Below are 26,995 nucleotides of genomic sequence, written 5' to 3'. Positions count from 1 at the left end.
TACTCTCAGTGGGTTAAGCCGTGTTCAGGTTCAAAAATCATGCCGGTCACCGGACGGTCATGCATGGCTTTACCTGCCCAGGCCGTCCAGCCAAGCCGCTGCGCGCCGCCGATCACCGCAGGCGGTGCGGCATGGGGCTTCAACAGCAGCTCAATTTCCCAGCAATATTCAAAACCGATGAACGTACGCACCAGTTCTGTCAGCACGGGCAGATTGTTGCCGCCGGGCAGAAAACGCAGGTAATCCTCCAGCGTGAGCGGGCCGATAATTAGCCGGAATTTGTACTGCATATCCGGTACGGCCTGGCCGATAAGCGCCCCGTTGCCCAGCACCGAGGACTGCGCGGGCGTGCCCAGACGGGTGATTTCATCGTCCGCCACCGTTATCCAGTGCAGGGCGAACTCTTTCACCGCAAAAGGCACGCTGAAATAGTGCGCCAGCGTGGCGGCCAGCCCGTCAGGATTGCGCGATTCGCGTACCAGATGGGCGGAGGCCGCCAGGCGAACATGATCTGACAGCGGGCTTTCGGCGCTTTCCCGTAGATCCTGCCCGCTGAGACTGGCGATATAAAACGCAAAACGGTCGTGTTCCGGTTTGTCCAGCCCGCCACCAGCGGACTGGGCGCTGCGCCATGCCTGCCAGAACTGCGTCAGCCAGCGGTGGTGAAAAATATTGGAAAAATGAACCAGCGTCGGATCGTGACGGCTCTCTGAGCGATTTAGCGCCAGCTCGGTATAGTGCAGCGGCAACGGGCCGTTTGGCCCCCACAGTCCGAGGCTGTACAGGCTCAGGTGCAGGCGTCCATCCTGCCAGCTGACCTGGGCGATTTCCCGTGGCGCAAAGGTCATCGTCGGCGTCTGTCCCAGACGGAATTTTTCCATCCGTGGCTGCCAGATACTGCCTGCCGGAGTATCACAGAGCTGGGCATCCACGCACCGCATCAGGTTCAGGAATCCGTAACGCCATGGGGTTTTCTGCGCCTGGTCGAGAGCGCCGGTCATACGCTCCCCCGTTGCCCGGTTCTTACCGGCCAGGTCATGACATGCCCGCGTTGCATCGAGTGCAGCGTCATCTGCGAGAAGGTATTAATGGAAACATGGCGGGCAATATAGTGTTCCAGCACCAGACCGAACAGGTAAGGACTGATACCGGAAAATCCTTCTTCGTCCACGGTCAGTTCGCAACTGACGCCCCGGCCATAGACCAACAGACCGGAGCCGGGCAGGCGGCGGGTCACCGGGGTGGTTTTGCAGCCAATCAGGCTGCGCACCTGGCGCGACTGCGGGCTGTCGTGAGCCGGAATAAACAGATTCAGCAGATCGCGCAGCGCCTGGCCGCCGGTGCGGTGATCCAGATCGGCCAGCGGCAGATAATTAAACGACAACTGCCGGATCAGCCGCCAGGCCATTTCGCGTTCAGCCAGCGGCGGCTGCGGCGGGCGCGGCGGTCTGATAAGACCCACGCCCGCCACCGGGATCGCCGCATCTACGGTCAGATCATCCCGGCCATTACGTGGAATAAGGCAGGGCAGATCGCGGTTAGTCACCATTGCCGTGACGGTGATATGGCGTAGATTTTCCGGGTAGGGCGCTTCATGCTGATCAACCAGCGACAGGAAGATTTCCGAGCCGGTATAGGGGGTTCGGGTGCCATAGCGGCGGGCGTTTTCTGACGAGCGGCGCGGTTCACGACGCAGTGAAAAATAACGCCCGTGGTTGCCTTCGTCATTATTACGGGTGTGATACAGCGGACGAAAAATCATCTTCCGTGTGGTTTCCGCTTCCAGGCCTTCGACTTCCTGAACAGAAAACACCTCGTAATCCAGCGGACGGGTACGATCCACTACCAGATGCTGTTCCGTCACGCTGTGAGTGACTTCAATCCGGGTGGTGGTGCGGGGAAACAGGTTGATCACCGGCGTACAGAACAGGCTGAACTGTGCAGCGTCCGTCTGATGAATCAGCCAGTCCGGCGGCAGGCGATTAAGCAGTATGACAATTTCCGCCACATTGCCCTGCACCTTTTGTAACCCGGCAGACAATCCGGTCGGGGTGAAGAAGTAAAACCGTTCCGGACAGGCGAAAAATTCATGCAGCAGATTATGGCCGTGAAACACGTTCCAGGCGAGCGGCAGCAGCCCCTGCCCTGGCTCCAGCCCTTCGTGCGCCACCGGGTGTTGAAGATTCACATTCAGTTCGCCGTCAAAGTGACCGGGTTCACCGGCCAGTGTGGCGACGGCGCTGGTATGCAGCAGCTCAAACAGGTGTGACGCAATGCGTTCTTCGCCGCAGAGGTAAAAGGGCAGCCGTGCCGGACCGGCCAGCTCGCTGAAAGTCAGTTCCCCGAAGGTTCGCAGGGTGATGCGCAATGCCCCGGCGACATGAATATTAGGCGGCAGATAGCGGTGCAGGGCGGGCATATCCGGTGGCGCGGCGGTCAGGCGTACCTCCTCGATGGACAGCGGCCACAGCGTGACGTCCTGGCTGCTGCGAAACTGGCAGGCGGTATTTTCGCCTTCCGGGATAGGGGAAACGAACGCGGTATCGCGCGGCACGGTGACCCCTTTCGCCAGGTCGCCTTCCTGCGTATCGGGATACAGCTTTACCACTGCCATCGATGGCGTGGGGGTGACGTAATTGGGGCTGACGACTTCCAGTAACCGCTGTGTGAAGCGGGGAAACTCGGCGTCAATTTTTAGCTGAGTACGGGCGCTCAGAAAGCTGAACGCCTCGATCATGCGTTCCACATACGGGTCGGCAATATCGCTTCCCTGCATCCCCAGTCGGGCGGCAATTTTGGGATGGAGGGTGGCGAACTCAGCACCGGTCTCCCGCAGGTAGCTCAGTTCGCGGTTGTAATACTCCAGTAGCCGTGGATCCATGAATAATGCCCTGTATTAAAAGAACGTAATGCGGCTCAGTTCCATATCCAGCGCGCTGCGTACCATAAACTCCGTGGGATACGGCTGCGTCAGAATTTGTCCGCGAATTTCAAACTGTAGCGTGTTATAGCTACCCTGCCGGGTTTTATCGAGCAATGGCGTGACCCTGAGTGTGGCGGCGTTCAGCCGGGGTTCGAAACGAATAATGGCGCGCCGGATCGCCTCGCTGATATCGTCCCACTTATGCTCATACATAAAGCTGCCCGCCAGCGGCGGCAGGCCATAGTTGAGCACTGACGCCGCCGCCTGCGGATAGCGCCGGGCGTCGATGTCACCCTCGTGGCTAATGGTATTGAGCAAAAAGGAGAGATCCCGACGAATGATCTCCTTCAGTTGTACCGGCGTGACGCTGATATCCCGGTCAATTTTCTGATACGGAGCATTGTCACACAGCCGATCAAATAGGGTGGGCAGCAGGTGGTTAGCGGGTGTAAAACGAGACGTGCTCATGCGCCATCGTTTTCCTGAGCATGAAAGGTACAATGGGCCATGTCCAGCAGGCTGATATCGCCGTGGCTGGTCAGCCACACTTTCTGCCCCAGCGCCCGCACGGTGGTTTCGCCGGGGCCGTCCTGCCAGGCGGTTTCCCGGCACAGACGCAGGGCGTCAGATGCACTTTCCGAACCGCTGTAACGGGTAAAGAGCCAGGCGCCGTGCGTATCGCCATTCACCAGGGTGATATTAACGGGTTTCCACAGCAGATCGGTCAGGCGTGCCGGTTGCGGCGATTCCAGCGAGCGTATTTGCGAAAACGGCAGCCAGATATACACGCCGCCAGTGACCAGCTCAAGTACCGGGCCAAGGCGGGAATCGCTGTCGCTCGCCCAGTCAAATGCGCCGCCGTTCCACTGCCCGCCCGTGTCTGTTATGGCTTCCAGTGCGGTATTACGGTGTTTATCAACCTCACCGGTATCGTCATGACAGGCGAGTGCCGCCAGCAGTGACTCCACCCAAACGGGCTGCGGCAGAAGAAAACCGGGTCGTTGTTCACCCTGAAAAACGGTGTGGCGGAACATTTCGCAGCGAACCAGCTCCCGGTACAGCCGGGCCTCCTGGGTATAATTGGCCTCCATCCTGGCACATAGCTGAAGCTGGTGTAGCGCCCGCGACCAGTCTCCGGCCACACACAGCAACTGAAACAGGCTGTGGCGGCAGAGCGCCTTCGCCGGATTTTCCCGAACCTTCTGCTCCGCCATCTGAATCCCCTCCGCAATAGAGTATTCCTGTAGCAGCGCGGACAGGGTAGCAGGAAGCGTGTCAGTTTTTTTCATAGGCGGTATTTCCATTTTTCTGTGTCGGAGTGATTCGGTAGTGGCTATCGATGCCAATAATACGATGCTCGCGGCGGGTCAGATCGGGCAGTATCTCGCTATGTGCGGTTTTCCCCCCCAGTTCCGGCGAGAGCAGTTGTAGGATATCGGGCATTGATTCCATCGCCAGCCAGTGCATTTCACCCTCACCGGTCGTGTCCAGCGTATCCAGAATGGCATCAATACCGGGCGCGCCTGCCACCATATCCTGTAACGTGTCGGTGTCGCCCTTTTTATCGTATAACGACGTCAAATCCTGGGTGACAGCGTCTTCATTTCGGGGAAACGGTTTATCACGGAGGGGCTTTTCCTGCCCGGAGGGCCGCAATGCCTGCTGATATTCCTGGTAAAGCTGGTGTAGCGTGCTATCCGCTTCATGGCCGGTGTAAGAGGGCGCGGTTTCCCGGACGGGAATAATATCGAACGGGTTCTGCGGATTGAGCTGTTGTTGTTTAAACCAGTCCAGATCCAGGTACTCAGCAACGGATTCAGATGACTGAACCAACTGAGGAAACGAAACATCGGGACGGGACTCATCATTGGTGCGGGCAAGGCACCAGGATGACAGACCCCATTCAATCGTATCTCCATCATTCAGCCGCATACGGTGATGAGGTTCCATCACCTGCTCATTGACGGCACAGCACAGTTCATCAGAGTGATTAACAATCCACCACGCCTCTTCGTGGCGAACAAGACTGAGCGCGATATCGTCTTTCCCATGTTGCTCAAAAAGCGGAATGTAGGGGGCGGCGGCAGTAAATACGATGTATGTCCCTGCGGGATACTGTGCGTTATCCGTTATACCCTGCGACTGTATTTTCCGTAATTCCCACATGTCTTGTTTCATTATGTCCCTTAAATGTATTTATTTTTCTGGAGGAAACGTTTAGGGAGTTTTAATTCATAAATAATTTTAACTAAATTCATAGGGAGTCATTATTGATGACACCCTTTTTATTATTTTCGTCGTGAATGAATTGTTGTATGCATAGATGTCTTTTTTGAAATATTATTTCTTTTAATTCTGCAATTTCGATTTTTATCTTGCTGTTCATTGATTATTTAATATTAACGGCTTAGTTGCTAATTAGTCCCTGATCTGTATCATTGTTTTGTTTCGATATTTTTTCGATGCTATCAATAAAGAATTGTTTATATATTTATATGCATTGATGCATTATTTTTATGAATTTTTATGTCACAAGGCATAACACATGGAAACTCCTGTTTCACGCAGTGCGTTGTATGGAAAACTGGCCGGCCCACTATTCCGGTCGCTGGAATCGGCAACGGCATTTTGCAAACTACGCTCTAATCCCTGGGTTGAGCTGACTCACTGGCTGCACCAGTTAACACAGCAGCCCGATAACGATATTCTCCACGTTCTTCGGCATTACCAGATCCCTCTTTCTGATGTGGAGAAAGCGTTACTCCGGCAACTGGATATGCTGCCCGCCGGGGCCAGCGCCATTAGTGATTTTTCTCACCATATCGATCTCAGCGTTGAAAAGGCCTGGATGCTGGCGAGCGTCCGTTACGGCGATAACAAAATTCGCAGCGGCTGGTTGCTGCTGGCCTTGTTGACCACGCCAGAACTGCGTCGGGTACTGAGCAGTATCTGCGCGCCGCTGGCCACGCTTCCGGTTGATGAACTGACTGAAATACTGCCCTCGTTGATCGAAACATCGCCGGAAGCGCAGGAGCGCCCTTACGACGGCTCCGGCCTGGCATCAGCCATTCCCGGTGAAAGCAGTCAGGCGATTCCCAACGGCGGGCAGGACGGTAAATCCGCGCTGGCAAAATACTGTCAGGACATGACGGCACAGGCGCGCGACGGCAAAATCGACCCGGTGACGGGGCGTGAGCATGAAATCCGCACCATGACGGATATTCTGCTGCGCCGTCGCCAGAATAATCCACTACTGACTGGTGAGGCGGGCGTCGGGAAAACGGCGGTCGTCGAAGGTTTTGCCCTGGCGATTGCGCAGGGGGAAGTGCCGCCCGCGCTGCGGGAAGCACGGCTGCTGGCGCTGGACGTTGGCGCTCTGTTGGCCGGAGCCAGCATGAAAGGCGAGTTTGAATCGCGTCTGAAAGGGTTACTGGAAGAGGCCGGGCGCTCGCCGCAGCCGGTTATTCTGTTTGTTGATGAAGTTCACACTCTGGTGGGCGCGGGCGGCGCATCCGGCACGGGCGATGCCGCTAACCTGCTGAAACCGGCGCTGGCGCGCGGCACCCTGCGGACTATCGGCGCCACCACCTGGAGCGAATACAAGCGCCATATTGAGAAAGATCCGGCACTGACCCGGCGTTTTCAGGTGTTGCAGATTGCCGAACCGGAAGAAATCCCCGCAATGGAAATGGTGCGTGGTCTGGTGGATACGCTGGAAAAACACCATAACGTACTGATTCTGGATGAGGCGGTACGTGCGGCGGTACAGCTTTCTCACCGCTATATTCCCGCCCGGCAGTTGCCGGATAAGGCCATCAGCCTGCTGGATACCGCCGCGGCCCGCGTGGCGCTGACGCTGCACACGCCGCCTGCCAGCGTACAGTTCCTGCGCCAGCAGCTAAAAGCGGCGGAAATGGAACGGTCGCTGTTGCAGAAGCAGGAAAAAATGGGGATTCAGTCAGATGAGCGGCGCGATGTGCTGACGGCGCGAATTTTCTCGCTCAACGATGAACTGACTGCATCCGAATCCCGCTGGCAGCGGGAGCTGGAACTGGTACATACGTTGCAGAAACTGCGTCTCGCAGAGTCTGATGCTGATGACAAAACCACGCTGCAACAGGCCGAAACGGCGCTAAGGGAGTGGCAGGGCGACGCGCCGGTGGTGTTCCCGGAAGTCAGCGCGGCGGTGGTCGCGGCGATTGTCGCCGACTGGACCGGTATTCCTGCCGGGCGCATGGTGAAAGATGAGGCCAGCCAGGTGCTGGAACTGCCTGCCCGACTGGCGCAACGCGTTACCGGGCAAGACGGCGCGCTGGCGCAGATTGGTGAACGTATTCAGACCGCCAGGGCGGGACTGGGCGATCCACGCAAACCGGTGGGCGTGTTTATGCTGGCCGGGCCGTCCGGTGTCGGTAAAACCGAAACCGCGCTGGCGCTGGCGGAGGCTATCTACGGCGGTGAGCAAAACCTGGTAACCATCAATATGAGCGAGTTCCAGGAGGCTCACACAGTTTCCACGCTGAAAGGCGCGCCGCCCGGCTATGTGGGCTATGGCGAGGGTGGTGTGCTGACGGAAGCGGTGCGTCGCCACCCCTGGAGCGTAGTGCTGCTCGACGAGATCGAAAAAGCGCACCATGACGTCCATGAACTCTTCTATCAGGTGTTTGACAAGGGCGGGATGGAGGACGGTGAGGGTACACATGTCGATTTCAAAAACACCACGCTACTACTCACCACCAACGTGGGTTCCGACCTCATCAGCCAGATGTGTGAAGATCCGGCTTTAATGCCCGATGCTACGGGGCTTAAAGAGGCGCTAATGCCGGAATTACGCAAGCATTTCCCGGCGGCATTTCTGGGCCGCGTGACGGTGATCCCTTACCTGCCGCTGGACGAAACGTCGCGTGGCGTGATTGCCCGTCTGCACCTTGACCGACTGGTGGCGCGGATGGGTGAACAGCACGGCGTGATGCTGACGTATAGCGAGGAACTGGTCGCACATATTGTGGCGTGCTGTCCAATGCATGAAACGGGCGCGCGGTTGCTGATTGGCTACATCGAGCAGCACATTCTGCCACGACTGTCGCGCTACTGGTTGCAGGCCATGACGGAAAAAGCCGCTATCAGGCAGATTGATATCGGCGTTAATGGTGATGAGCAGATTGTTTTTGAGACAACCTCGCAGGAGGGAATATGCCAAAAGAGTTAAGTGGTGCGCAGTGGGTTTATGGCGTGACTAAGTTTGTCGGCGGAAATACAGATAAACCCCACTGGTCAATTGATGGGCATTAAATATGACATTACGTTACCCGGCGTTATTGACTCCTTTGCTAATGATGTTCGCTTTCAGTGTTCATGGCGAACCGCCTTTACCACAGGATGTGCAGCATTTTCTGAGCAATGCAGAGATGTGCCAGCATCTGGCCGGCGAATGGGACAGTTCTTTACCGGAAGAGGATAAAAAAGTCATAGAAAAGGGCATTAATACCTGGTGCGCTCCGGCGAAAAAAGCACTTCCTGGGTTACGGGAAAAGTACAAAGAAAACAAAGAGATTATAAAAAAACTCTCTGAGTATGATTTTTAAACTGTGCCGTTGCACCGCTGTCCGGGCGGTCGTCGGTAGATTGATAAGGAAATGAAAGAGTATGGCTATCAACAATAGCGCGCAGAAATTCATCGCGCGCAACCGCGCGCCGCGCGTGCAGATTGAATATGACGTAGAGATTTACGGTTCCGAGAAAAAAATCGAGCTGCCGTTCGTGATGGCGGTGCTGGCCGATCTGGCCGGGAAACCGCGGGAAGAACTGCCGCCAGTGACGGATCGCAAATTCCTCGATATTGATATTGATAACTTCAATGAGCGCATGAAAGCCATTGCGCCGCGCGTGGCGTTCGCTGTGCCGAATACGCTGACGGGTGAAGGTCAGTTGATGGTCGATATCACGCTGGAAAATATGGACGACTTTTCGCCGGCACAGATTGCCCGCAAGGTGGACGCCCTGAACCAGTTACTGGAAGCCCGCACTCAACTGGCGAACCTCCAGACCTACATGGATGGCAAGGCCGGGGCGGAAAATCTGGTCAATAAACTGTTGCAGGACCCGACCCTGCTGAAAACGCTGGCGAATGCGCCGAAACCGGCCGCTACCCAGCAAGGTGTGTCAGCGGATAATGAATCAGCGGAATAACGTCGAATTTTTAAGGAATTTTCATGGCAAACAGTAATATGCAGGCAACCGACGCGGTTGCTCAGGATACCGTCTCCGCATCCGGTGAATTTGATGCGTTGCTGAATCAGGCCTTCCGACCCAAGACTACCCAGGCGGCAAAAGCCGTGGAAGCCGCGGTGCAGACGCTGGCGCAACAGGCGCTGGCGAACACGATCACCGTCAGCGATGACGCTTATAAAAGCATCAGCGCTATTATTGCGCAGATCGACTTTAAACTGACCGAACAGATCAAACTGATTCTGCAACATCCCGACTGGCAGAAGCTGGAATCCTCCTGGCGCGGTATGGAGCATCTGGTTTACAACACCGAGACCGACGAAAAGCTGAAAATCCGCTTCATGAATCTGTCAAAAGATGAATTGCGGCGCAACATGAAGCGTTACAAGGGCATCGCCTGGGATCAAAGCCCGATGTTCAAGAAACTGTATGAAGCCGAATACGGCCAGTTAGGTGGCGAACCTTATGGCTGTATCATTGCGGATTACTACTTCGACCATACACCGCCCGATGTGGATCTGCTTGGCTCTATCGCCAAAGTCGCCGCGTCGGCCCATGCGCCGTTTATTGCCGGGGCTTCCCCCTCGGTACTGCAAATGGACTCCTGGCAGGAGCTGGCGAATCCCCGCGACCTGACCAAAATCGTCACCCAGAACCTGGAATATGCGCCGTGGAACTCGCTGCGGGCTAGCGAAGACTCCCGTTATATTGGCCTGACGATGCCGCGTTTTCTTGCCCGCCTGCCGTATGGCGCAAAAACCAACCCGGTGGACGAGTTTGATTTTGAAGAAGATGCGGATGGTTCTGACCATACCAAATACGTCTGGAGCAACGCGGCCTACGCGATGGGCGTAAACATCAACCGCTCCTTCAAACACTACGGCTGGTGTACGTTGATTCGCGGTGTGGAATCAGGCGGTGCGGTGGAAAATCTTCCCTGCCATACCTTCCCGACTGACGATGGCGGCGTGGACATGAAATGCCCGACCGAAATCGCCATCTCTGACCGCCGCGAGGCTGAACTGGCGAAAAACGGTTTTATCCCGTTGATCCACCGTAAAAACTCAGACTATGCCGCCTTTATCGGTGCACAGTCGCTGCAAAAACCACAGGAATACTACGATCCGGACGCGACGGCCAACGCTAACCTGTCTGCCCGTCTGCCGTACCTGTTCGCCTGCTCGCGCTTCGCGCACTTCCTCAAATGTATCGTCCGCGACAAAATCGGTTCCTTTAAAGAGCGCGAGGATATGCAGCGCTGGCTAAATGAATGGATTATGAATTACGTCGACGCCGATCCGGTTAACTCCTCGCAAGAAACTAAAGCCCGTCGTCCGCTGGCTGCCGCTGAAGTAGTGGTGGAAGAGGTGGAAGGCAATCCAGGTTATTACGACGCGAAATTCTTCCTGCGTCCGCATTTCCAGCTTGAAGGGCTGACGGGATCGCTGCGCCTGGTGACAAAACTGCCGTCAGTGAAGCAGGGCAATGCCTGATGCATTTATTTTGTGAATGTTTAAGCGAGTGAAGTCAGAGAAGATAGAGAATATAAAGAGGGATATGAAGAAAAGAATTTCGTCTCGCCCACGGTCTCGTAAAGGTGGGTACGTAATGATGACACATATCCGAATGCCAGTAACAATGCCGAAGCTTTTTATATCATTGAGTAGGAAATACATATTATGACCATAAGCCCAACTTTTCATCTGTTACCTGGTATTGTTCTGCTCTTTTCACAATATGCTGTAGCCTGGGAAGTCAGTTGCCCGGCTGTTATTGATACTCAGTCTTCTGCTGTGGGCCTGAAGTCTGATGTCCCAGCGGCGTGGCAGCTTTCTCCCCGATATATGTCGCGTTTATGGTTAAGTAGTATTGGGGTAACGCAGGGTAAACCTGAAAACCTGATGGATCTCAAACCAGAGACTAAAAAAGTAAACGGTGAAAATTGGTCTGTATGGGAAACAGAACGTGTTAGCGATAAAGAAACCGATCGCTATTGGGTTTCGTGTATTTATGGTCATGAACAGATATGGTTGACGCAACCAATACCTGCTTCTTCTACTCGCTGTAAGACTCGTAATTTTGAGGGATCGCCAGAAGACCAGTCTGTATCTTTTATCTGTAATTAGCGATTTGAGACGTGAAAATTTCAGTACAGGTTATGGTTTTTATTATCGGAAGTTATGAAGCATTATTTATATGCATTAAATAATGCAAATTCATAAAATAACTAAATACATTATCGGTACCGGAAAAATATACAGTCCTCTGTTCTCCTGAAGTTATTGGGGAAGGATTCTGTACGGCAATGATTTATCTATAAACAAAAAGATATAGATAAAATCAGGTTTATTTTAAGTAAAACTTAATAAGGATATAAAAATGGCTTATGACATTTTTTTGAAAATTGACGGCATTGATGGCGAGTCAATGGATGACAAACACAAAAATGAAATTGAAGTACTGAGCTGGCGCTGGAATATCCATCAGGAATCCACCATGCACGCCGGTAGCGGCCTCGGCTCCGGTAAGGTCTCCGTCACCAACCTGGATTTTGATCACTATATCGACCGCGCCAGCCCGAACCTGTTCAAATACTGCGCCTCCGGCAAGCACATTCCGCAGGCCATTCTGGTTATGCGTAAGGCTGGCGGCAATCCGCTGGAGTACCTCAAGTATACCTTCACCGACCTGATTGTCGCCGTGGTTTCCCCGAGCGGCAGCCACAATGGTGAAATCGCCTCCCGTGAAACGGTAGAGCTTTCTTTCAGCACCGTGAAGCAGGAATACGTGGTGCAGAACCAGCAGGGCGGCAGCGGCGGCACTATCACCGCAGGTTACGACTTCAAGGCGAACAAAGAAATTTAACGGCTGTTTTTCCGGCCAGATGTTATGTCTGGCTGGTTTTATTGTTTTGATTTTAAAGGAATTTACAGTGAATAAATGGCGTAACCCACTCGGTGGTTATGTGCGGTAGCTATGCCTTTTGCACTGCTCCTGCTTTCCGGATGCGGCCGCTACCTGACCCCTAATCGCAGCGGCCTGGCCTGAGCGTGAAAGCGTTTTACAAGGTGAATTCTGACAATCAGAAGAAAGCGGCGTCCATGAAGATACGTGTTGAGAATTAATGAGCTACACAGAATTTTTAGAGGGTAAGCAAAATGAACAGACCTTCATTCAATGAAGCGTGGCTGGCTTTTAGGAAGGTGAATCATTCCGTCGCTGATGTGGGTAGCATTATTGGTGGAAACGTTGGGAAAAATATAACTGGTGGTTATTTTCAAAATGCCTGTCCTATTCGAATGAGCTATGTTTTGAATGCGACAGGATTCCCAATAGCCCGTAACTCCCCGTATGCAAAGGTTAGTGGTGCCGATAATAAATTCTATATTTATCGCGTGAATGATATGATTGATCATCTTACTCATAATATGGGCAAGCCTGATCTTATTGTTAATAATCCGAAACAGAGTGACTTTATAGGGAAGAAAGGAATTATCGTAGTAAAAGGGCATGGCTGGAGCAATGCCAGAGGACACGTTACATTATGGAATGGCAGTATCTGTTCAGATCAGTGCCACTTATTAAATGACCCAGATAATGGACCATTTGTTCCTGAAGTTGGGACTCTGTGGATACTGCCATGAAATGGTTAATATTAGTTACTTTCAGCATAAGTGGAATGCTGGTATGGCAGCCATCTTTTGCACAAGAAGCATTGACCACACAATATTCACAGTCGGAACTCTTAAAAAATTGGGCGCTGAGTCATTGTCTGGCATTAGTATACAAAGATGATGTCGTTAAAAACGATGCCAGAGCTACGGCCAGTGCTTACCTTGAATATGGTAAACAATCTGTGGAGATTTATCATGAAATTGATGAGATTGCGAAAAAATATTCAGGGTTGAAATATAATGGCTCGATATCATCAGATTTTAATACCATGAAGTGCATAGATTTTATCCACGACAGTGAGTTAAATGAATTAATTGAAAGGCGTGTCGAGAAGTAAAATTCAAAGATATTAAAAGCATATGTTCTCTTGCTCTGATGAATTTATGGGTAATAGAGAGCTGTACAGTAATAGTTAATCTGTTCACCTAATAAAGCAGATAAATCAGGGCTTTATTTAGGTAGTTAAAAGGATAGTAGATATGTCTTATGATATTTTTCTGAAAATTGACGGCATCGACGGTGAGTCGATGGATGACAAACACAAAAATGAAATTGAAGTACTGAGCTGGCGCTGGAATATCCATCAGGAATCCACCATGCACGCCGGTAGCGGTCTCGGTTCCGGTAAAGTATCTGTTACTCATCTTTCATTTGAACATTACATCGATCGCGCCAGCCCGAACCTGTTCAAATACTGCTCTTCTGGCAAGCACATTCCGCAGGCCATTCTGGTTATGCGTAAGGCTGGCGGCAATCCGCTGGAGTACCTCAAGTACACCTTCACAGATCTGATTATTGCAATGGTATCGCCCAGCGGAAGCCAGGGAGGGGAAATTGCGTCTCGCGAATCAATTGAACTCTCTTTCAGCACCGTGAAGCAGGAATACGTGGTGCAGAACCAGCAGGGCGGCAGCGGCGGCACCATCACCGCAGGCTACGACTTCAAGGCCAACAAAGAAATTTAACGGTTGTTTTTCCGGCCAGATTTATATCTGGCCGGATTTATTGTTTTGATTTTAAAGGAATTTACAGTGAATAAATGGCGTAACCCCACTCGGCGGTTATGTGCGGTAGCTATGCCTTTTGCACTGCTCCTGCTTTCCGGATGCGGCAGTAGCGATGCGTTACCTGACCTCGAATCACAGCGACTCGACCTGAGCGTGAAAGCCTCTGATAAGGTGAATCCTGACAATCAGAAGAAGGCCGCGCCCATTGAGATACGTGTTTATGAACTAAAAAATGACGCCGCTTTCACGACAGCCGATTACTGGTCGCTCCATGACAACGACAAATCCGTCCTTACCGACGATTTAGTGCGTCGCGACAGCTTTATTTTGCGTCCCGGCGAAGAGAAAAAACTGCGTCGCCCGCTGAATGCGCAGACCACGGCAATCGGCGTACTGGCCGGATATCGTAACCTGGCCAAATCGGTCTGGCGGGTAACCTACAAAATCCCGGAAGCCCCGGAAAAAGCCTGGTACAGCAACTTTATACCGGGGAAAGGAAAAGTGCAGTTGGATGCGGAACTGGAACAAAGCGCTATTGTAATTACGGAACGGGATAAATGAATTATGAGCTGGAATGACCGCGTAGTCTGGAGTGAAGGACAATTTTTACTGCCGCAGATGTTTCAGCAGCAAGAGCGTTATCTGGAACACGTCATGCATTACCGCAGCCTGCCGCTGACCCCCTTTTTCTGGGGATTCAGCCACTACAATATTGATGGCGAAGCGCTGAACATCGGTAAACTGATACTGAAAGAGGCATCAGGGATTTTTCCTGACGGTACGCCGTTTAACGCACCGGACCATACCCCGCTGCCGCCGCCGCTGACCATCCTGCCGGAGCACCTGAACCAGCAGATTTGTCTGGCGGTACCGGTACGCGCGCCGAACAGCGAAGAAACTACGTTTGACAATAACCCGGAATCACTGGCGCGTTTCTCGGTACACGAACACGACATCCGCGACGCCAACTCGCTGGGACGTGGCGCGCAGTTATTACAGCTCAGTCACCTGCGCCTGCGGCTGCTGCCGGAAAAGGCGGTGACGGGCGCCTGGATTGGCCTGCCGCTGACCCGCATCATCGGGCTGAATCCTGACGGGCGGATAGATATCGACCACGACCTGATCCCGCCCATCATTAATTATCAGGCCAGTTCACTGATGTGTACCTGGCTGTCGTGGATCAACGATCTCATCCGGATGCGGGCCGATTCGCTGGCGGAACGGCTGACCGGCAGCGACAACCACGGCCATGAAGCAGCGGAGGTCTCCGATTACCTGCTGTTGCAAATTCTCAATCGCTTTGAGCCGCTGTTGATTCACCTGGCGAAAACCCCGCTGGCCCCGGAAGTGTTGTATCGCTACCTGTCCGAACTGGCCGGGGAACTCTCCACCTATGTGCGTCCACAAACGCGACGGCCCGCTGAATACAAAGAGTACAAACACCTGACGCCCTATGCCGGGTTGAAATCACTGGTTGATGAGGTGCAGTTCCTGCTGAATGCAGTACTGATCCGGGGCGCGCAGCGCATCGAGCTGAAAGAGGGGACTTACGGCATCCTGAATGCGGTGGTGGCGCCTTCCGATCTTGCCGATTTCAGCACGCTGGTACTGGCGATAAAGGCTTCAATGCCGACCGATGTGCTACTGCAACATTTTGCCGCCCAGACCAAAATCGGGCCATCCGATCGCCTGCCGGAACTGATCCGCTCGCATCTGCCGGGGCTGGCTTTGCAGGTTTTGCCTGTACCACCGCGCCAAATCCCGTTTCAGGCCGGATACATCTATTACGACATCCGCCGCGAGGGAGCATTGTGGGAACACATTGCCCGTTACGGCGGGATGGCCATGCATACCGCCGGGGAATTTCCGGGGCTGGAGACAGAACTGTGGGGAGTGCGCGATAAATGACAGACAGTACCCTGACGCCGCCAGCGGCGGACATGATGTCCTTTTTGTCCACCACGCCGGAACATAAGGACAGTGAATATGAAACGCCGGTACACACCAGCCAGCGCACGGAACTCAATGTCATCGTTGAAGACGGTCCGGACAGCAAACTCCGGCTGGCTGAAATCAGCGCGGCGGCTAACCCGTTGCTCGCCGCTGCCCGGCCTTTATTGTGCGCTCTCGCAGCCATGCCCGCTAAACTGGATGCGGCCCTGGTAGAGCCTTACCGTAATCTGCTGGTACGCGAGATGCATCTGTACCAGACATTATGCGATCAGGCGAACCTGCGGCGCGAGCACGTACTGGCGGTACGTTACTGCCTGTGTACGGCGCTTGATGAAGCCGCCAATAACACAACCTGGGGACGGCGCGGCGTCTGGGCCGGAAAAAGCCTGCTGGTAACATTTCATGGTGAAAGCGAAGGCGGGATAAAACTTTTCCAGATCATCGGGCGTCTGGCGGCCAGCTTCCAGGAACATGGCAACGTACTGGAGGTTATCTACCACCTGCTGGGGCTGGGATTTGAAGGCCGCTACAGCGTGCAGCCAGACGGGCGTAAGCAACTGGACAATATTCGTCAGCAACTGCTGACACAGCTTTCACAGCGTCGCGATCCGGTCATGCCCGCGCTCTCGCCTGACTTTCAGGGGGCGATAAGCGGACGACTGCGGCGGATGCGCCGGGTGCCGGTCTGGCTGAGCGCCGGGATAGCCCTGTTGGCGATGCTGACGCTGTTTGGCCTTTACAGCCACCGGATGGATGTGCAGACCGTCACCGTACAACAGCATATTGATGCGATTGGTATAAAACTGCCGCCGCCGCCCGTGCCGGTTCATAAGCTGCGGCTGAAAATCCTGCTGGCAAACGAAATCGCCCGTGGCCTGCTGACCGTGGACGAAGATGACCAGCACAGTAGGGTGGTCTTCCGTGGCGACGCCATGTTTGTACCGGGACAAAAAACGGTGAGTGACGCAATCCGGCCAGTGATTAACAAAGCGGCGCGGGAAATCGCCCGCGTGGGCGGCGCAGTCACTGTAACGGGTCACACTGACAGCCAGCCCATTCATTCGGCTGAATTCCCATCCAACCTGGTGCTGTCGGAAAAACGGGCGGCGGAAGTTGCGGCGTTGCTGACCTCCGGCGGCGTACCTGCCGGACGGGTACATATCGTCGGCAAGGGCGATACGGTGCCGGTGGCGGATAACGGCAGTAAAGCCGGGCGGGCGAAAAACCGTCGGGTGGAAATTCTGGTAGTGGAGTGAATGAATGATAAAAAAATCGACCTATGATGTGTCTCATCATTCGGCAATATGTGGCGTGACGGGGGATTATTATCGGATCTCAGCGACATATCACATAAAACGATCTATCCGTGTTTTTTTGATCATTTTATGTTGTTTATTACCCGGTGGCGTTTTTGCCGGGTCCCTGATTAACGCAGGATTCATTTCCCCCGATAATGTCAATCTCAGTACGCAGGATTTTCTGAAATTTTATGCCATTGACAACGTACAGAAAAAAGACAATACACTGATGTATGTGTTGGGGGTAGCGGATGCCACAGAAGGTAAGACGTGGTGTGGATATGGTCAGGTTGACAGTATAACAATAAACCATACTGTGCTGGCCTGGCTTGATCGGTACTCTGTGAAAAAGCCTGATGCAAGAGCTTCGGTGCTGATAGAGGAAGCATTAGTTAAAAATTTCCCCTGTCAGGGGACTGAACCCTCCGTAAAAATTGCTTCCCGGTCATCTCCTGTGTTATCCCTGACGCCGGATGCGCTTAATCTTTCAGGTAATGACTTTTTTAAATTTTGGGTATCTGGTAATCAACTGGATAAACTCAGGGCGGGTATCTATCTGCTTGGCGTGGAGGATGCAACGGAGAAAAAACTATGGTGTGGATACGATTTATTTAAGACGCTAACATTAAATGAAATTGTCTATGTTTCTCTTAAAAATAAAACCAATGAGGAACTGAATTCTCGCGCGGCTGAACTTATCATAAATAAATTAATAGAGTATCCCTGTAATATATAAAATCATTCAAGTTGCATCAAGGCGGCAAGGGAATGAATCCCCAGGAGCGTACATTAGTTCGTGACTGGGGTGAGCGAGTAAAGCCAACGCACATGCAGCCTGAAGTATGACAGGTATACCCTGTAATAATGTTATCGCTGCCAGTTCAGATAAAGTATTGGTGGTAAAGTCTTGGTGGTAAGGGATTGATATGTTTAAGGTGATGGTCTGTCTGTTGGTGGGTATTCCTGCCATTTCTTATGCGCAGGATTATGGGTGTGCTACGGTTGGAGCATCAATGGAGTCATCGTTATTTGATGCCATAAAAAATGACCTGAATATAGATGTCGCTACTATTATAAAGGATAAAACAAAGTGTATCTAAGGTCTATGCAGAATCTCTGGCCAGGATGGATTATGAAAAAGATAAGGCCAAAAATAAAGTGGCAATATTAGATAAAAAATCCTATTCCGATAGTTACTATGAAAATCAGGTTAAATCTATCGTGGCAAAATATACCTATATTAACAAAGATAAAGAAAAAGATATTTTCATTGCATCCAGCTTCATGAATGCTGATGAGTGTTCTGTAAGATTTAATGGTTATATTACTTTATCCAGGGGATTTTAAAATATTGATTATTGGGTGGCGAGTCGAAATATAATGCAAAAATTTCTTAGTCTGCTTTTTTCCCGGCGCGCGCTGGCAGTTGTGGGCGTTCTGGTTCTGGCGCTGCTGGTCTGGTTTGTCGGGCCGCTGGTGTCATTTGATACCCTGCGCCCGCTGGCCTCCGTGGGTAGCCGGGTAGTGACCATTGCCCTGTTGCTGATGTTGCTGGTACTGTGGCTGGTCAACTGGTCGATGAGTATCATCGGCATCAGTGTCCTGTGCCTGGCGATTGGCTTCGTCACACCGCTGCTGGCCCTGGGCGATGTCCATCCGTTTGCGCCGCTGTGGGTCCGCCTGACATTAATTGGTTTCATCCTGCTGATGTACGCGCTGTACGGCCTGTACCGGCTGTGGCGTGCGCTGCGTATGGATGAACAACTGCTGCGTCGCTTCCTGCATCCGCGCGGGGAAGAGGTACCGGTGGCTGGCGAGATCAAAGCCGACCTGCGCACCGTCAACCATATTGTCACGCAGGCCATCCGGCAACTGCGGCAGTTGCGGGTGGACATGCCCGGCTGGCGTAAAATCTTCGAGGGAAAACGCTTTCTGTATGAGCTGCCGTGGTTCATGGTGGTCGGCAGTCCCGGCGATGGCAAAACCACGGCCCTGCTGAACACCGGATTGCAGTTCCCGCTGGCGGAGCAAATGGAGCAGACCTCGCGCATCCTGACGGTGCCGGGTGGCGGCACGCTACACTGCGACTGGTGGTTTACCAACGAAGCAGTGTTGATTGATACGGCCGGACGCTACGCCCGCCACGATGACGGCCGAGAAGTGAGCGCCGCGCAGCGTAACGCCGGAGAGTGGCAGGGCTTTCTCGGTCTGCTGCGTAAACATCGCCCCGGCGCGCCGCTTAACGGCGTGATCCTGACGCTAAACGTGGCGGATTTAACCGCGCAGTCACCGGCGGAACGCCTGGCGGCCTGCGCTGCCTTACGTGCACGGCTGGCCGATTTGCGTGAGACGCTGGGCATTCGCTTCCCGGTCTATCTGGTGGTCACCAAAATGGATCTGTTGCCGGGCTTCAGTGACTATTTTCGCACGCTGACCAGCCATCTTCGCGCACAAATCTGGGGCTTCTCGCTGCCGTACAGCCGCAGGCGAAAAGCGGGCGACCCGCAGGCGCTGCACGCCGCCTGCGCGCAGGAGCTGGCACGCCTGACGCTGCGGCTGGATCAGGGACTGGATACCCGGTTACAGGAAGAGTACGACCTTAAAAGCCGCCAGCGGCTGTATACCTTCCCGCGTGAGTTCGCCGCCCTCGGCGAGCCGTTGCTGGAGGCTATTGAACAGATCTTCCTCGATTCAAAATTCGATGCCACGCAACTGAATAACACGCTGCGCGGGGTCTTTTTCACCAGCGCCGCGCAGGCGCAGGCCGACGCCGTGGCCGACCAGTTGAGTATCTGGCAGCGCTTTGTCCGGGCGATAAAAACCGCCCGTGGCGAATCCTCCACCTCTCTCCCACACGCTCTGCCGGACGGCAACCGCAGCTACTTTCTGCATGACCTGCTGACGCAGTTTATTTTCCGTGAAGCGCACCTGGTGGAGCCAAACCTCCAGTGGGCCTGGCGTTACCGCCTGCTGCGCCTCGGCGGGCACCTGCTGGTACTGGTGCTGGCATTCCTGCTGTGGCAGGGGATGCAGACCAGCCAGCAGACCAACGGCGACTATCTGAATGAAATCAGCGCCCGCGCGACCCGGCTGGATGGTGAAGTGAAAGCCTACACCGGTAAACCGGCGATGGCTCCCGTCCCGGCACTGCTGGACAGCGCAAGGGAACTGTCCGCCTGGCCGGAACTGGACCCGGACGCGCCGCCGCTGACCTGGCGCTACGGCCTGTACAGCGTACCGCCGGTAACCGACAGCGTGGCGTCGCTGTACAACCGTCTGCTGGATCAACTGCTGCTGCCGCCGCTGGTGAAACGGATGGAGTATGTGCTGGCGGACGCCATTGCCCGTCAGGACAGTAAAGCGGCCTACGATGCCCTGCGCATCTATCTGCTACTGAATCTGGATAAAGATCACGAAGATAAATACAACGCGGCGGGGATCCAGTCGTGGGTGATTAACGATCTGGGGAACAGCGACAGCGTGGCCGGGTTCGGCGGGCGCGCCGCCGTGCTGACGCATATCGAAGCGCTGTTTGACGGCAGCCGGGTGGTGCATTCACCGTATGAGAAAGATGAGGCGCTGATCCGCCAGGCGCGGGCATTCCTCGACGGTCACACCAGTACCGAGCGTATCTACGCGCGGGCGCTGGCGGCAATGGAGAGCGAAGCGCCGCAGGAGTTCACGCTGGTACGCGCCGTCGGCGCGGATGCGGGAACGGTGTTTGTGCGTAGCAACGGCGCGCCGCTGGATCGGGGCGTGCCGGGTATTTTTACCCGTGAAGGATACCGGGAGCTGTTCGACAAACGATTACCGGAATTTGTGGCGGCGGCGACGGCGAACGATGGCTGGGTGATGGGCCGGGAGAGTACGCCAAAAAAGCTGACTGACAGCCTGCGCAGCCAGATACCGGGGCAGGAGCAGTCTGTCGCCCGCGAAGTCCGCCGTTTGTACCTGACGGAATATGCCCGCCGCTGGCAGGATTTTCTGGACAGTATCCATAGTATCAACAGTGCCGGGGAAGAGGGCAGTTCCGGCCTGGCCTATGATTTACAGGTGCTGCGCACCCTGGCGTCGCCGGACTCACCGCTGATGCGGCTGGGAAAAGCGGTGGTGGAGCAGACCACGCTGGTGCCGCCGCCGGACCCGCAGGCCAGACAGAAACAACTGGCGCAGCGCGCATCCGGTAACGCGGGGAAAGTGGTACAGACGGCAAAACTGTTCCAGGATATTCACCCGGAAGAACGGCTGGAAAAAACGCTGGTGGATGACCGTTTCGCCGCGCTGCGCGAGGTCATTGCCGGGCGGACGGACGGCGGACAGAGCGGCAGTGGGACGATGCAGATCGCTTCGCTGCTGACCATGCTCAACGAGTATTACACCCAACTGACCATTGCTGATAGCGCGCTGGCAGCGGGGACGTTGCCAGCGCGCATTACTGCCGCAGACAAGTTGCAACTGGAGGCGGCGAAACTGCCCGCGCCGCTGAAAAACATCCTGCTGGATCTGACGAAGCAGGGAACGCGAAAAATCAACGCCGGGACCGGCGATGTGCTGAACACTCAGATGGAGGCGATGATGGGCGACGACTGCCGTGACGCCATCGACGGGCGCTATCCGTTCGCCGACAGTCCGCAGGAGGTCAGCGCCGAGGACTTTAACCGCATCTTCGCCAGCGGTGGCGTACTGGATGCTTTCTGGAGCAAACAACTGGCTCCGCTGGCGGACACCGCCAGCGACCCGTGGCGCTACAAACCGACCGAAGGCAACATGACGTTGCAGGGGCCGGATTTAACGCCGTTTCAGCAGGCGAAGCAGATCCGCAGCGTGTTTTTTAACAGCGAGGGCGGGAAAAAATTTTCCTGGTCGATGCAGATTAGCGTGGTGGATATGGACCCGGCCATCACGGAACTGGTGATTGATATCGACGGCCAGGTGCTGCGCTACGCCCATGGTCCGGACCGGCCCCTGAAAGTGACGTGGCCGGGACCGCGCAACGGCTCGATGGCGGAAATCACCGCCAGCCCGCGTATTCGCCAGGACACCTCAACGCTACTGACCGGCGGGCCGTGGGCGCTGTTTCATCTGCTGGACGCCGGAATGGTACAGGAAACGGCGGTGCGGGGGCGGCAACTGGTGGAATATGATTTTGACGGTCGTCGGGTGGTGCTGGAAATCACCGCCGGGCGGGATTTTAACCCGGTCAGCCGGGAGCTGTTGCAGAACTTCAGTTGCCCGGCGAGGGCGCTGTAATGCGCCGGCCAGCGGTGGTATCAGCCCCGGCGATGTTCGGCAGGCTGCCGGACCAGCGCGACTATGTGCGCTGGCGGGTGGGCGCTGAAGAGGGACGAATATGGCAGGACTGGCTGAACCGCCAGACGTGGGTGGGCAGCGGGCGGCATATCGTGTTGCCTGAAGGCCAGACGACCGATGAAGAGCGTGACGGCTGGATGCACCTGTCGCCGCGTGGCGAACATGATATGCCCGCGCCGGAACACCATCCGCTGCCGTGGAGCTTTGTAATGTCGCCGGGATTTTTGCCGATGGGTGGGACGACTGACTGGCTGACCGGAGTGCTGATGGCGTCACGGGATAGCGTGGGACGCCCGTGGCCGCTGGTGATTTACCAGCGCTGCGGTCGGGAGTGGCTGGACGAGAGTTTGCAGGAGACGCAGGGCTGGCTGTACTGGCTGGCGAGGCTGGCGGCGCAGCATATCACGCCGGACACGATGCGGCGCGGGCGGCTGACGGAGCAGGTGGACCAGCTATGGGCGATGTGGCAGCCGGGGCCGTGGTGGGCGCAGTGGCTGCGTGGGTTACGACGTACATCGCAGCGCAGCCGGGAACTGACCGGGCTGCCGGATGAAGCACCGGTAGTAGAACTGCCGGGCGTGCGTTATCTGCCGTGGCCGGGCTGGCCGGGTAAGACGCTGGGGCAGGCAACACCGGGGCAAGGCTGGTTCTGGCAGCAGAACAGTGAAGGGCGGTATGTGGATGCGCTGCGACTGGTGGAGAATAACAGGAGGGAAGAGTGAAAGACTTATGGCAGACAGCACTGAACACGCAAGAACAAAATAGTTTCGCTGCAACCTGTAAGCCAGAAGATAATTTGTTGTTAAACGGTGTATTTTTGTGGGTTGAAACCACAGGTGCGGGTCATGCTTTTGTCTCTGTACATATGGATAATTCTGTTTATTTGTACACTTACGGGCGGTATGGAAGGACTGGCTCTAGTGCGACTGTCGGAGATGGTATTTTAAACTTCTTTGAAGATGAAGATGCCCGATCTTATTATCGTTATGAGCTATATCAGATGGAAGCACATGTGTTTGAAATAAATGATGCTAATCCGATATTGGTTCGTGAATTTTTTGAAAAATTGTGGAATGCAGCAAAACCACCTGTTCCTACAAAATCAATGACGGACAGGGTAAAGTTGCGGGGGCGTACAATTGATATTTATGATGTAACCGGAAATAATTGTACGACACACTCCGTTGAGGGGATTAAATATTCTGGTTCGAAAATATTTGAGACAAAATATATATTACCTTCTATACAGTCATCATTTGGGGTATCTGCTTCGCCACAGTTAACAGTTGACACAGAGATAGATTTCACGATCCCTTTCTCATTACAACAATACCTTATTGAGAAAAGTTCTGATTTTTCATCAATGTCAGTAATGAATATGACCAGTGAATTCAGGCAACAATATCCTAATATTGGTGATAAAAGTGGAGCAGCACAGGGATTGAGCGCTGTACTGATGGGGGTGGGAGCAAAAAGTTCTGCTTCATCAGGTACCTCGTCGCCATATTCTGGTGGTACATCTGGCGGTTCTCTGGGGAGTTCATACAATGACAAATAAATTCTGGATACGCTGGGGGATTATTTTATTTATCTCTGCCATTTATTATATTGTTGTTTTTTATTTTAATATTATATTTGCAGTGAACTACTCGGAAACGATGAGCATGGGAGGGGATTTTAGTTCGTCCCAGTGTGTCTGGTTTGCCAGACAACTCTTATCGGATCATAATTATGTGTTCATTGTTTCAGTTGTGGGTTTTTTAATTTGTATGCCACTTATTTTGCTGGCTTTCAAAAAAATAAGATAAGCATTGCATTTTTTTTGAAACGTAAGCGCTTTTTTGTGCTTTTTAAAATATGTTTGTGCCAGTGGAATGTTATTTCCGACTGCCAAATACTGCGCTTAAATTTAGTATTAAAGGAGCAAATACCATGAGTTTTGTATCCACAAATAATAAATCCGGTATGGGGGGGCTGACGACAACCACGCCGCCGATAACAGGTGAAAACAGTGGAACTACAGCAGGTTCGGTTGCCGGAAGCGTGGCGGGAGCCGCAGAAGCGGCAGTGGAACAGGCGCTGGGATCTCTGATGGGCGACCTGCCTGAACCGTCGGGGTTGGTGAAAGCAGCGGTGGCTGCGGCGGCACAGGCTGCGGCAGCGGCGGGCGCGGCGCAGGATGTGATATCGGCACTAATTTCTGGTGCAACCAGCGGGCCGGGCGCACATAACGTGACGGTCAGCGGCAGCGCAGTTCCACCGCAGATGCTGCTGTTTTCCAGTCTGAACGGCTCGGAAGCTCTCGGTAGCTTGTTTACCTACATCGTACAGCTAAAAACGCCCGACACCCTGAATCTGGGCTATGTCTCCCCCGCAGCCAACCTGCCGCTTAAAGCCATGGTGGGCAAAGATTTGTGCGTCAACATCGAACTGGATGGCGGCGGCAAACGGCATATCAGCGGGCTGGTCACGGCGGCGCGGGTGGTGGGCCATGAAGGGCGTTCTGTTACCTATGAGCTGCGTATGGAGCCGTGGGTAAAACTGCTGACCCACACCAGCGACTACAAGGCATTCCAGAATAAAACCGTGGTGGACATTCTCGATGAAGTGCTGGCTGAGTATCCGTATCCGGTGGAAAAGCGACTGGTGGAAAGCTACCCGGTACGCACCTGGCAGGTACAGTACGGTGAAACTGATTTTGATTTTCTTCAGCGACTGATGCAGGAGTGGGGCATCTACTGGTGGTTTGAGCACAGCGAGGACAGCCACACGCTGGTGCTGGCGGATGCCATCAGTACACATCACGCCTGCCCGGATTCACCGGAGGTAGAATGGCATCAAAAAGGGTTAAAGCTGGATAAAGCATTTATCCACACCATTATAGCCAATGAAAGTCTGCGTACCGGGCAGTGGGTACTGGATGATTTTGACTTTAAAAAACCGCGCTCGCGGCTGGCGAACACAGTGGCAAACCCGCGTGAAACCGGCCATGCCAGTTACGAACACTACGAATGGCCGGGCGATTATTTCGACAAGGGCGAAGGCGAAATGCTGACGCGCATTCGTATGGAAGCGCAGCGCAGCCCTGGCAGCCGGGTTCACGGTGCCGGGAATATCCGTACGCTGATGACTGGCTACACCTTTGCGTTGATGAATCACCCTACGGCAGAACTCAACCAGGAATATCTGTTGGCGCAGACTACGCTGTTTGTGCAGGACAACGCGCAGCACAGCGGGCAGGACCAGCACTTTACCTTTTCCACCCGTTTTGAACTGCACCCGACCCGTGAGGTGTTCCGCCCGCAGCGGACGGTGAGCAAACCCCACACCAAAGGGCCGCAGAGCGCCATCGTCACCGGCCCGGCGGGCCAGGAAATCTGGACGGATCAGTACGGGCGGGTAAAGGTGCAGTTTGGCTGGGACCGTTACGGCAAAATGGATGAAAACAGCTCCTGCTGGATACGCGTCAGCTACCCATGGGCGGGCAAAGGCTTCGGGATGATCCAGATCCCGCGTATCGGCCAGGAAGTGCTGGTGGATTTCAAAAACGGCGATCCGGATCTGCCGATCATCGTGGGGCGTACCTACAACCAGGACACCATGCCGCCGTGGGGACTGCCGGGAATGGCGTCGCAGAGCGGGATCTTCAGCCACTCGCTGTATGGCGGGCCAACGAACGGCAACATGCTGCGTTTTGACGACAAAACCGGCGCGGAGGAAGTGAAGTTCCACGCGGAAAAAGATCTCAACACCACGGTGAAGAATAATGAAACGCATACGGTTATGGTGGATCGCACTAAAACCATTATTAAAAATGAAACCAACAGTATTGGTGAGGACAGAAACACCACGGTAACGAAGAATGACGGCCTTTCCGTAAAACTGGCGCAGACGATCAATATCGGTACCACTTATCGTTTAGATGTTGGCGATCAATTCACGCTTCGCTGCGGCAATGCGGCGCTTGTTTTACATAAGGACGGCTCCATTGAGTTTTGTGGCAAGCAACTGATGTTACATACCAGCGATGTCATGCAACTGATTGGTAAAGGTATTGATATGAACCCGGATGGCGGCACAGCCGTAACCGCCGATGATATTGCCCCCCTTCCCACCTCTGAATGATCTGAATTAAACCTGGAGTTCTCATGGATCGACCATACCGCATACAGGAAGGGTGTTTTGTCCTGCCTGAAACATTTACGGATCGCAGCGTTAATATTTTTATCCTGGAGGGCAATGAACGAACATCGCCCAGTCTGAATATTTCCCGCGATACGCTAAAACCTGATGAAGACCTGCCCGCCTATATTGACCGCCAGATTGCGCTGATGAAAAAAAATCTCGGTCAGCACCGGGTATTGTCGCGAGCGCCTGCACAGGCAGGAACGGGCAATAATGCCCTTATGGGGGAACAAATTGCCGCCACCCATAAATCCGGGAAAACGGAAGTGTACCAGCGTCAGGCCGGGTTTATTGCAACCCCTGGCAAGGTACTGGTCTTCACCCTGACCAGTCCCCGTCCTTTTGATGATAAAGCAGACCTACTCTGGAACACCTGGCTGGCAGGCTTTCAGCCGGATAAAAACGAATAATCACAC

23 protein-coding genes and 2 pseudogenes are annotated in these 26,995 nt (G+C 54.0%); 20 read left to right on the top strand and 5 right to left on the bottom strand.

All coding sequences use genetic code 11. The annotated features are described in order from the left end of the window. Positions 1 to 5: 5 nt before the first annotated feature. From tssG to tagK, 5 genes are read right to left on the bottom strand one after another with little or no spacing between them, the layout of a single operon-like run. A complete protein-coding gene (gene tssG, locus OLG56_RS17190) occupies positions 6 to 1,001 on the bottom strand; it encodes a type VI secretion system baseplate subunit TssG (protein WP_207011564.1) in 996 nt (331 codons plus the stop codon). Next, a complete protein-coding gene (gene tssF, locus OLG56_RS17185) occupies positions 998 to 2,881 on the bottom strand; it encodes a type VI secretion system baseplate subunit TssF (protein WP_060633396.1) in 1,884 nt (627 codons plus the stop codon). The genes tssG and tssF overlap by 4 nt, the downstream gene beginning before the upstream one ends. Positions 2,882 to 2,896: 15 nt before the next feature. Continuing rightward, the gene (gene tssE, locus OLG56_RS17180) at positions 2,897 to 3,391 is read right to left on the bottom strand and encodes a type VI secretion system baseplate subunit TssE (RefSeq protein ID WP_000108008.1); all 495 of its coding nucleotides are present in this window, start codon (positions 3,389 to 3,391) and stop codon (positions 2,897 to 2,899) included. Then, positions 3,388 to 4,212 carry a type VI secretion system accessory protein TagJ gene (locus tag OLG56_RS17175; protein ID WP_079822015.1) on the bottom strand — a complete coding sequence of 275 codons (825 nt, stop codon included), beginning with the start codon at positions 4,210 to 4,212 and terminating at the stop codon, positions 3,388 to 3,390. Before OLG56_RS17175 ends, tssE begins: the two co-directional genes overlap by 4 nt. Beyond that, positions 4,199 to 5,101, bottom strand: a complete 903-nt coding sequence (gene tagK, locus OLG56_RS17170) for a type VI secretion system-associated protein TagK (RefSeq protein ID WP_000806675.1) — start codon at positions 5,099 to 5,101, stop codon at positions 4,199 to 4,201. The genes OLG56_RS17175 and tagK overlap by 14 nt, the downstream gene beginning before the upstream one ends. Positions 5,102 to 5,468: 367 nt before the next feature. On the opposite strand from tagK, the gene tssH reads away from it, so the two are divergent. The 20 genes and pseudogenes from tssH to OLG56_RS17070 all read left to right on the top strand — a co-directional run bounded on the left by tssH (position 5,469) and on the right by OLG56_RS17070 (position 26,989). Next, positions 5,469 to 8,132 carry a type VI secretion system ATPase TssH gene (gene tssH / locus OLG56_RS17165; protein WP_079822014.1) on the top strand — a complete coding sequence of 888 codons (2,664 nt, stop codon included), beginning with the start codon at positions 5,469 to 5,471 and terminating at the stop codon, positions 8,130 to 8,132. A gap of 85 nt (positions 8,133 to 8,217) precedes the next feature. Beyond that, a complete protein-coding gene (locus tag OLG56_RS17160) occupies positions 8,218 to 8,508 on the top strand; it encodes a hypothetical protein (RefSeq protein ID WP_079822013.1) in 291 nt (96 codons plus the stop codon). Between the two features lie 61 nt (positions 8,509 to 8,569). Then, complete coding sequence (gene tssB / locus OLG56_RS17155) at positions 8,570 to 9,112, top strand: type VI secretion system contractile sheath small subunit (RefSeq protein ID WP_000996815.1); 543 nt, start codon at positions 8,570 to 8,572, stop codon at positions 9,110 to 9,112. 23 nt (positions 9,113 to 9,135) lie between these two features. Next, positions 9,136 to 10,644 (top strand): type VI secretion system contractile sheath large subunit, encoded by a 1,509-nt coding sequence (gene tssC, locus OLG56_RS17150; RefSeq protein WP_000013884.1) that lies wholly within the window; start codon positions 9,136 to 9,138, stop codon positions 10,642 to 10,644. 186 nt (positions 10,645 to 10,830) lie between these two features. Continuing rightward, the gene (locus OLG56_RS17145; RefSeq protein WP_024148392.1) at positions 10,831 to 11,277 is read left to right on the top strand and encodes an STY0301 family protein; all 447 of its coding nucleotides are present in this window, start codon (positions 10,831 to 10,833) and stop codon (positions 11,275 to 11,277) included. Between the two features lie 253 nt (positions 11,278 to 11,530). Continuing rightward, positions 11,531 to 12,016 (top strand): Hcp family type VI secretion system effector, encoded by a 486-nt coding sequence (locus tag OLG56_RS17140; protein ID WP_000312803.1) that lies wholly within the window; start codon positions 11,531 to 11,533, stop codon positions 12,014 to 12,016. A gap of 67 nt (positions 12,017 to 12,083) precedes the next feature. Further along, positions 12,084 to 12,267, top strand: a pseudogene (locus OLG56_RS17135) (type VI secretion system lipoprotein TssJ); the annotation flags it as partial. 42 nt (positions 12,268 to 12,309) lie between these two features. Then, complete coding sequence (locus tag OLG56_RS17130) at positions 12,310 to 12,795, top strand: type VI secretion system amidase effector protein Tae4 (protein ID WP_001081548.1); 486 nt, start codon at positions 12,310 to 12,312, stop codon at positions 12,793 to 12,795. After that, entirely contained in the window at positions 12,780 to 13,163 is a 384-nt protein-coding gene (locus tag OLG56_RS17125) for a type VI secretion system amidase immunity protein Tai4 (protein ID WP_000379083.1), read from the top strand. Before OLG56_RS17130 ends, OLG56_RS17125 begins: the two co-directional genes overlap by 16 nt. Before the next feature lie 142 nt (positions 13,164 to 13,305). Beyond that, positions 13,306 to 13,791, top strand: coding sequence for an Hcp family type VI secretion system effector (locus OLG56_RS17120; protein ID WP_000119439.1), 486 nt, complete (start codon positions 13,306 to 13,308; stop codon positions 13,789 to 13,791). 66 nt (positions 13,792 to 13,857) lie between these two features. Beyond that, the gene (gene tssJ, locus OLG56_RS17115; RefSeq protein WP_001045934.1) at positions 13,858 to 14,394 is read left to right on the top strand and encodes a type VI secretion system lipoprotein TssJ; all 537 of its coding nucleotides are present in this window, start codon (positions 13,858 to 13,860) and stop codon (positions 14,392 to 14,394) included. 3 nt (positions 14,395 to 14,397) lie between these two features. Then, positions 14,398 to 15,741 carry a type VI secretion system baseplate subunit TssK gene (tssK, locus tag OLG56_RS17110; RefSeq protein WP_000118727.1) on the top strand — a complete coding sequence of 448 codons (1,344 nt, stop codon included), beginning with the start codon at positions 14,398 to 14,400 and terminating at the stop codon, positions 15,739 to 15,741. Continuing rightward, a complete protein-coding gene (tssL, locus tag OLG56_RS17105; RefSeq protein ID WP_000132483.1) occupies positions 15,738 to 17,042 on the top strand; it encodes a type VI secretion system protein TssL, long form in 1,305 nt (434 codons plus the stop codon). The genes tssK and tssL overlap by 4 nt, the downstream gene beginning before the upstream one ends. Positions 17,043 to 17,046: 4 nt before the next feature. Then, complete coding sequence (locus OLG56_RS17100) at positions 17,047 to 17,820, top strand: Rap1a/Tai family immunity protein (RefSeq protein WP_000592732.1); 774 nt, start codon at positions 17,047 to 17,049, stop codon at positions 17,818 to 17,820. Positions 17,821 to 18,022: 202 nt separating this feature from the next. Continuing rightward, positions 18,023 to 18,431, top strand: a pseudogene (locus tag OLG56_RS17095) (Shiga toxin A subunit). Between the two features lie 33 nt (positions 18,432 to 18,464). Further along, complete coding sequence (icmF, locus tag OLG56_RS17090; protein ID WP_207011565.1) at positions 18,465 to 22,334, top strand: type VI secretion protein IcmF; 3,870 nt, start codon at positions 18,465 to 18,467, stop codon at positions 22,332 to 22,334. After that, positions 22,334 to 23,116: a TagF domain-containing protein gene (locus tag OLG56_RS17085; RefSeq protein WP_001254131.1), complete on the top strand. Its 783-nt coding sequence runs from the start codon at positions 22,334 to 22,336 to the stop codon at positions 23,114 to 23,116. The genes icmF and OLG56_RS17085 overlap by 1 nt, the downstream gene beginning before the upstream one ends. Beyond that, entirely contained in the window at positions 23,113 to 23,952 is an 840-nt protein-coding gene (locus tag OLG56_RS17080; protein WP_000654209.1) for a hypothetical protein, read from the top strand. The genes OLG56_RS17085 and OLG56_RS17080 overlap by 4 nt, the downstream gene beginning before the upstream one ends. A 374-nt stretch (positions 23,953 to 24,326) precedes the next feature. Next, positions 24,327 to 26,519 (top strand): type VI secretion system Vgr family protein, encoded by a 2,193-nt coding sequence (locus tag OLG56_RS17075; RefSeq protein ID WP_000011516.1) that lies wholly within the window; start codon positions 24,327 to 24,329, stop codon positions 26,517 to 26,519. Positions 26,520 to 26,542: 23 nt separating this feature from the next. Continuing rightward, positions 26,543 to 26,989, top strand: coding sequence for a DcrB-related protein (locus OLG56_RS17070; protein WP_000375833.1), 447 nt, complete (start codon positions 26,543 to 26,545; stop codon positions 26,987 to 26,989). The last annotated feature ends 6 nt before the right edge of the window (positions 26,990 to 26,995 follow it).

It is taken from the genome of Salmonella sp. 2018103, assembly GCF_026247685.1.
Lineage (GTDB): Bacteria > Pseudomonadota > Gammaproteobacteria > Enterobacterales > Enterobacteriaceae > Salmonella > Salmonella enterica.
The sequence above is the reverse complement of the archived record's forward strand: the minus strand, read 5'-3'. Positions and strand labels throughout refer to the sequence as shown.

What these genes read in the sequence shown, in the direction of transcription:
- tssG (WP_207011564.1), bottom strand. Translation starts at nt 1,001, where the DNA reads ATGACCGGCGCTCTCGACCAGGCGCAGAAAACCCCATGGCGTTACGGA.
- tssF (WP_060633396.1), bottom strand. Translation starts at nt 2,881, where the DNA reads ATGGATCCACGGCTACTGGAGTATTACAACCGCGAACTGAGCTACCTG.
- tssE (WP_000108008.1), bottom strand. Translation starts at nt 3,391, where the DNA reads ATGAGCACGTCTCGTTTTACACCCGCTAACCACCTGCTGCCCACCCTA.
- OLG56_RS17175 (WP_079822015.1), bottom strand. Translation starts at nt 4,212, where the DNA reads ATGAAAAAAACTGACACGCTTCCTGCTACCCTGTCCGCGCTGCTACAG.
- tagK (WP_000806675.1), bottom strand. Translation starts at nt 5,101, where the DNA reads ATGAAACAAGACATGTGGGAATTACGGAAAATACAGTCGCAGGGTATA.
- tssH (WP_079822014.1), top strand. Translation starts at nt 5,469, where the DNA reads ATGGAAACTCCTGTTTCACGCAGTGCGTTGTATGGAAAACTGGCCGGC.
- OLG56_RS17160 (WP_079822013.1), top strand. Translation starts at nt 8,218, where the DNA reads ATGACATTACGTTACCCGGCGTTATTGACTCCTTTGCTAATGATGTTC.
- tssB (WP_000996815.1), top strand. Translation starts at nt 8,570, where the DNA reads ATGGCTATCAACAATAGCGCGCAGAAATTCATCGCGCGCAACCGCGCG.
- tssC (WP_000013884.1), top strand. Translation starts at nt 9,136, where the DNA reads ATGGCAAACAGTAATATGCAGGCAACCGACGCGGTTGCTCAGGATACC.
- OLG56_RS17145 (WP_024148392.1), top strand. Translation starts at nt 10,831, where the DNA reads ATGACCATAAGCCCAACTTTTCATCTGTTACCTGGTATTGTTCTGCTC.
- OLG56_RS17140 (WP_000312803.1), top strand. Translation starts at nt 11,531, where the DNA reads ATGGCTTATGACATTTTTTTGAAAATTGACGGCATTGATGGCGAGTCA.
- OLG56_RS17130 (WP_001081548.1), top strand. Translation starts at nt 12,310, where the DNA reads ATGAACAGACCTTCATTCAATGAAGCGTGGCTGGCTTTTAGGAAGGTG.
- OLG56_RS17120 (WP_000119439.1), top strand. Translation starts at nt 13,306, where the DNA reads ATGTCTTATGATATTTTTCTGAAAATTGACGGCATCGACGGTGAGTCG.
- tssK (WP_000118727.1), top strand. Translation starts at nt 14,398, where the DNA reads ATGAGCTGGAATGACCGCGTAGTCTGGAGTGAAGGACAATTTTTACTG.
- tssL (WP_000132483.1), top strand. Translation starts at nt 15,738, where the DNA reads ATGACAGACAGTACCCTGACGCCGCCAGCGGCGGACATGATGTCCTTT.
- OLG56_RS17100 (WP_000592732.1), top strand. Translation starts at nt 17,047, where the DNA reads ATGATAAAAAAATCGACCTATGATGTGTCTCATCATTCGGCAATATGT.
- icmF (WP_207011565.1), top strand. Translation starts at nt 18,465, where the DNA reads ATGCAAAAATTTCTTAGTCTGCTTTTTTCCCGGCGCGCGCTGGCAGTT.
- OLG56_RS17085 (WP_001254131.1), top strand. Translation starts at nt 22,334, where the DNA reads ATGCGCCGGCCAGCGGTGGTATCAGCCCCGGCGATGTTCGGCAGGCTG.
- OLG56_RS17075 (WP_000011516.1), top strand. Translation starts at nt 24,327, where the DNA reads ATGAGTTTTGTATCCACAAATAATAAATCCGGTATGGGGGGGCTGACG.
- OLG56_RS17070 (WP_000375833.1), top strand. Translation starts at nt 26,543, where the DNA reads ATGGATCGACCATACCGCATACAGGAAGGGTGTTTTGTCCTGCCTGAA.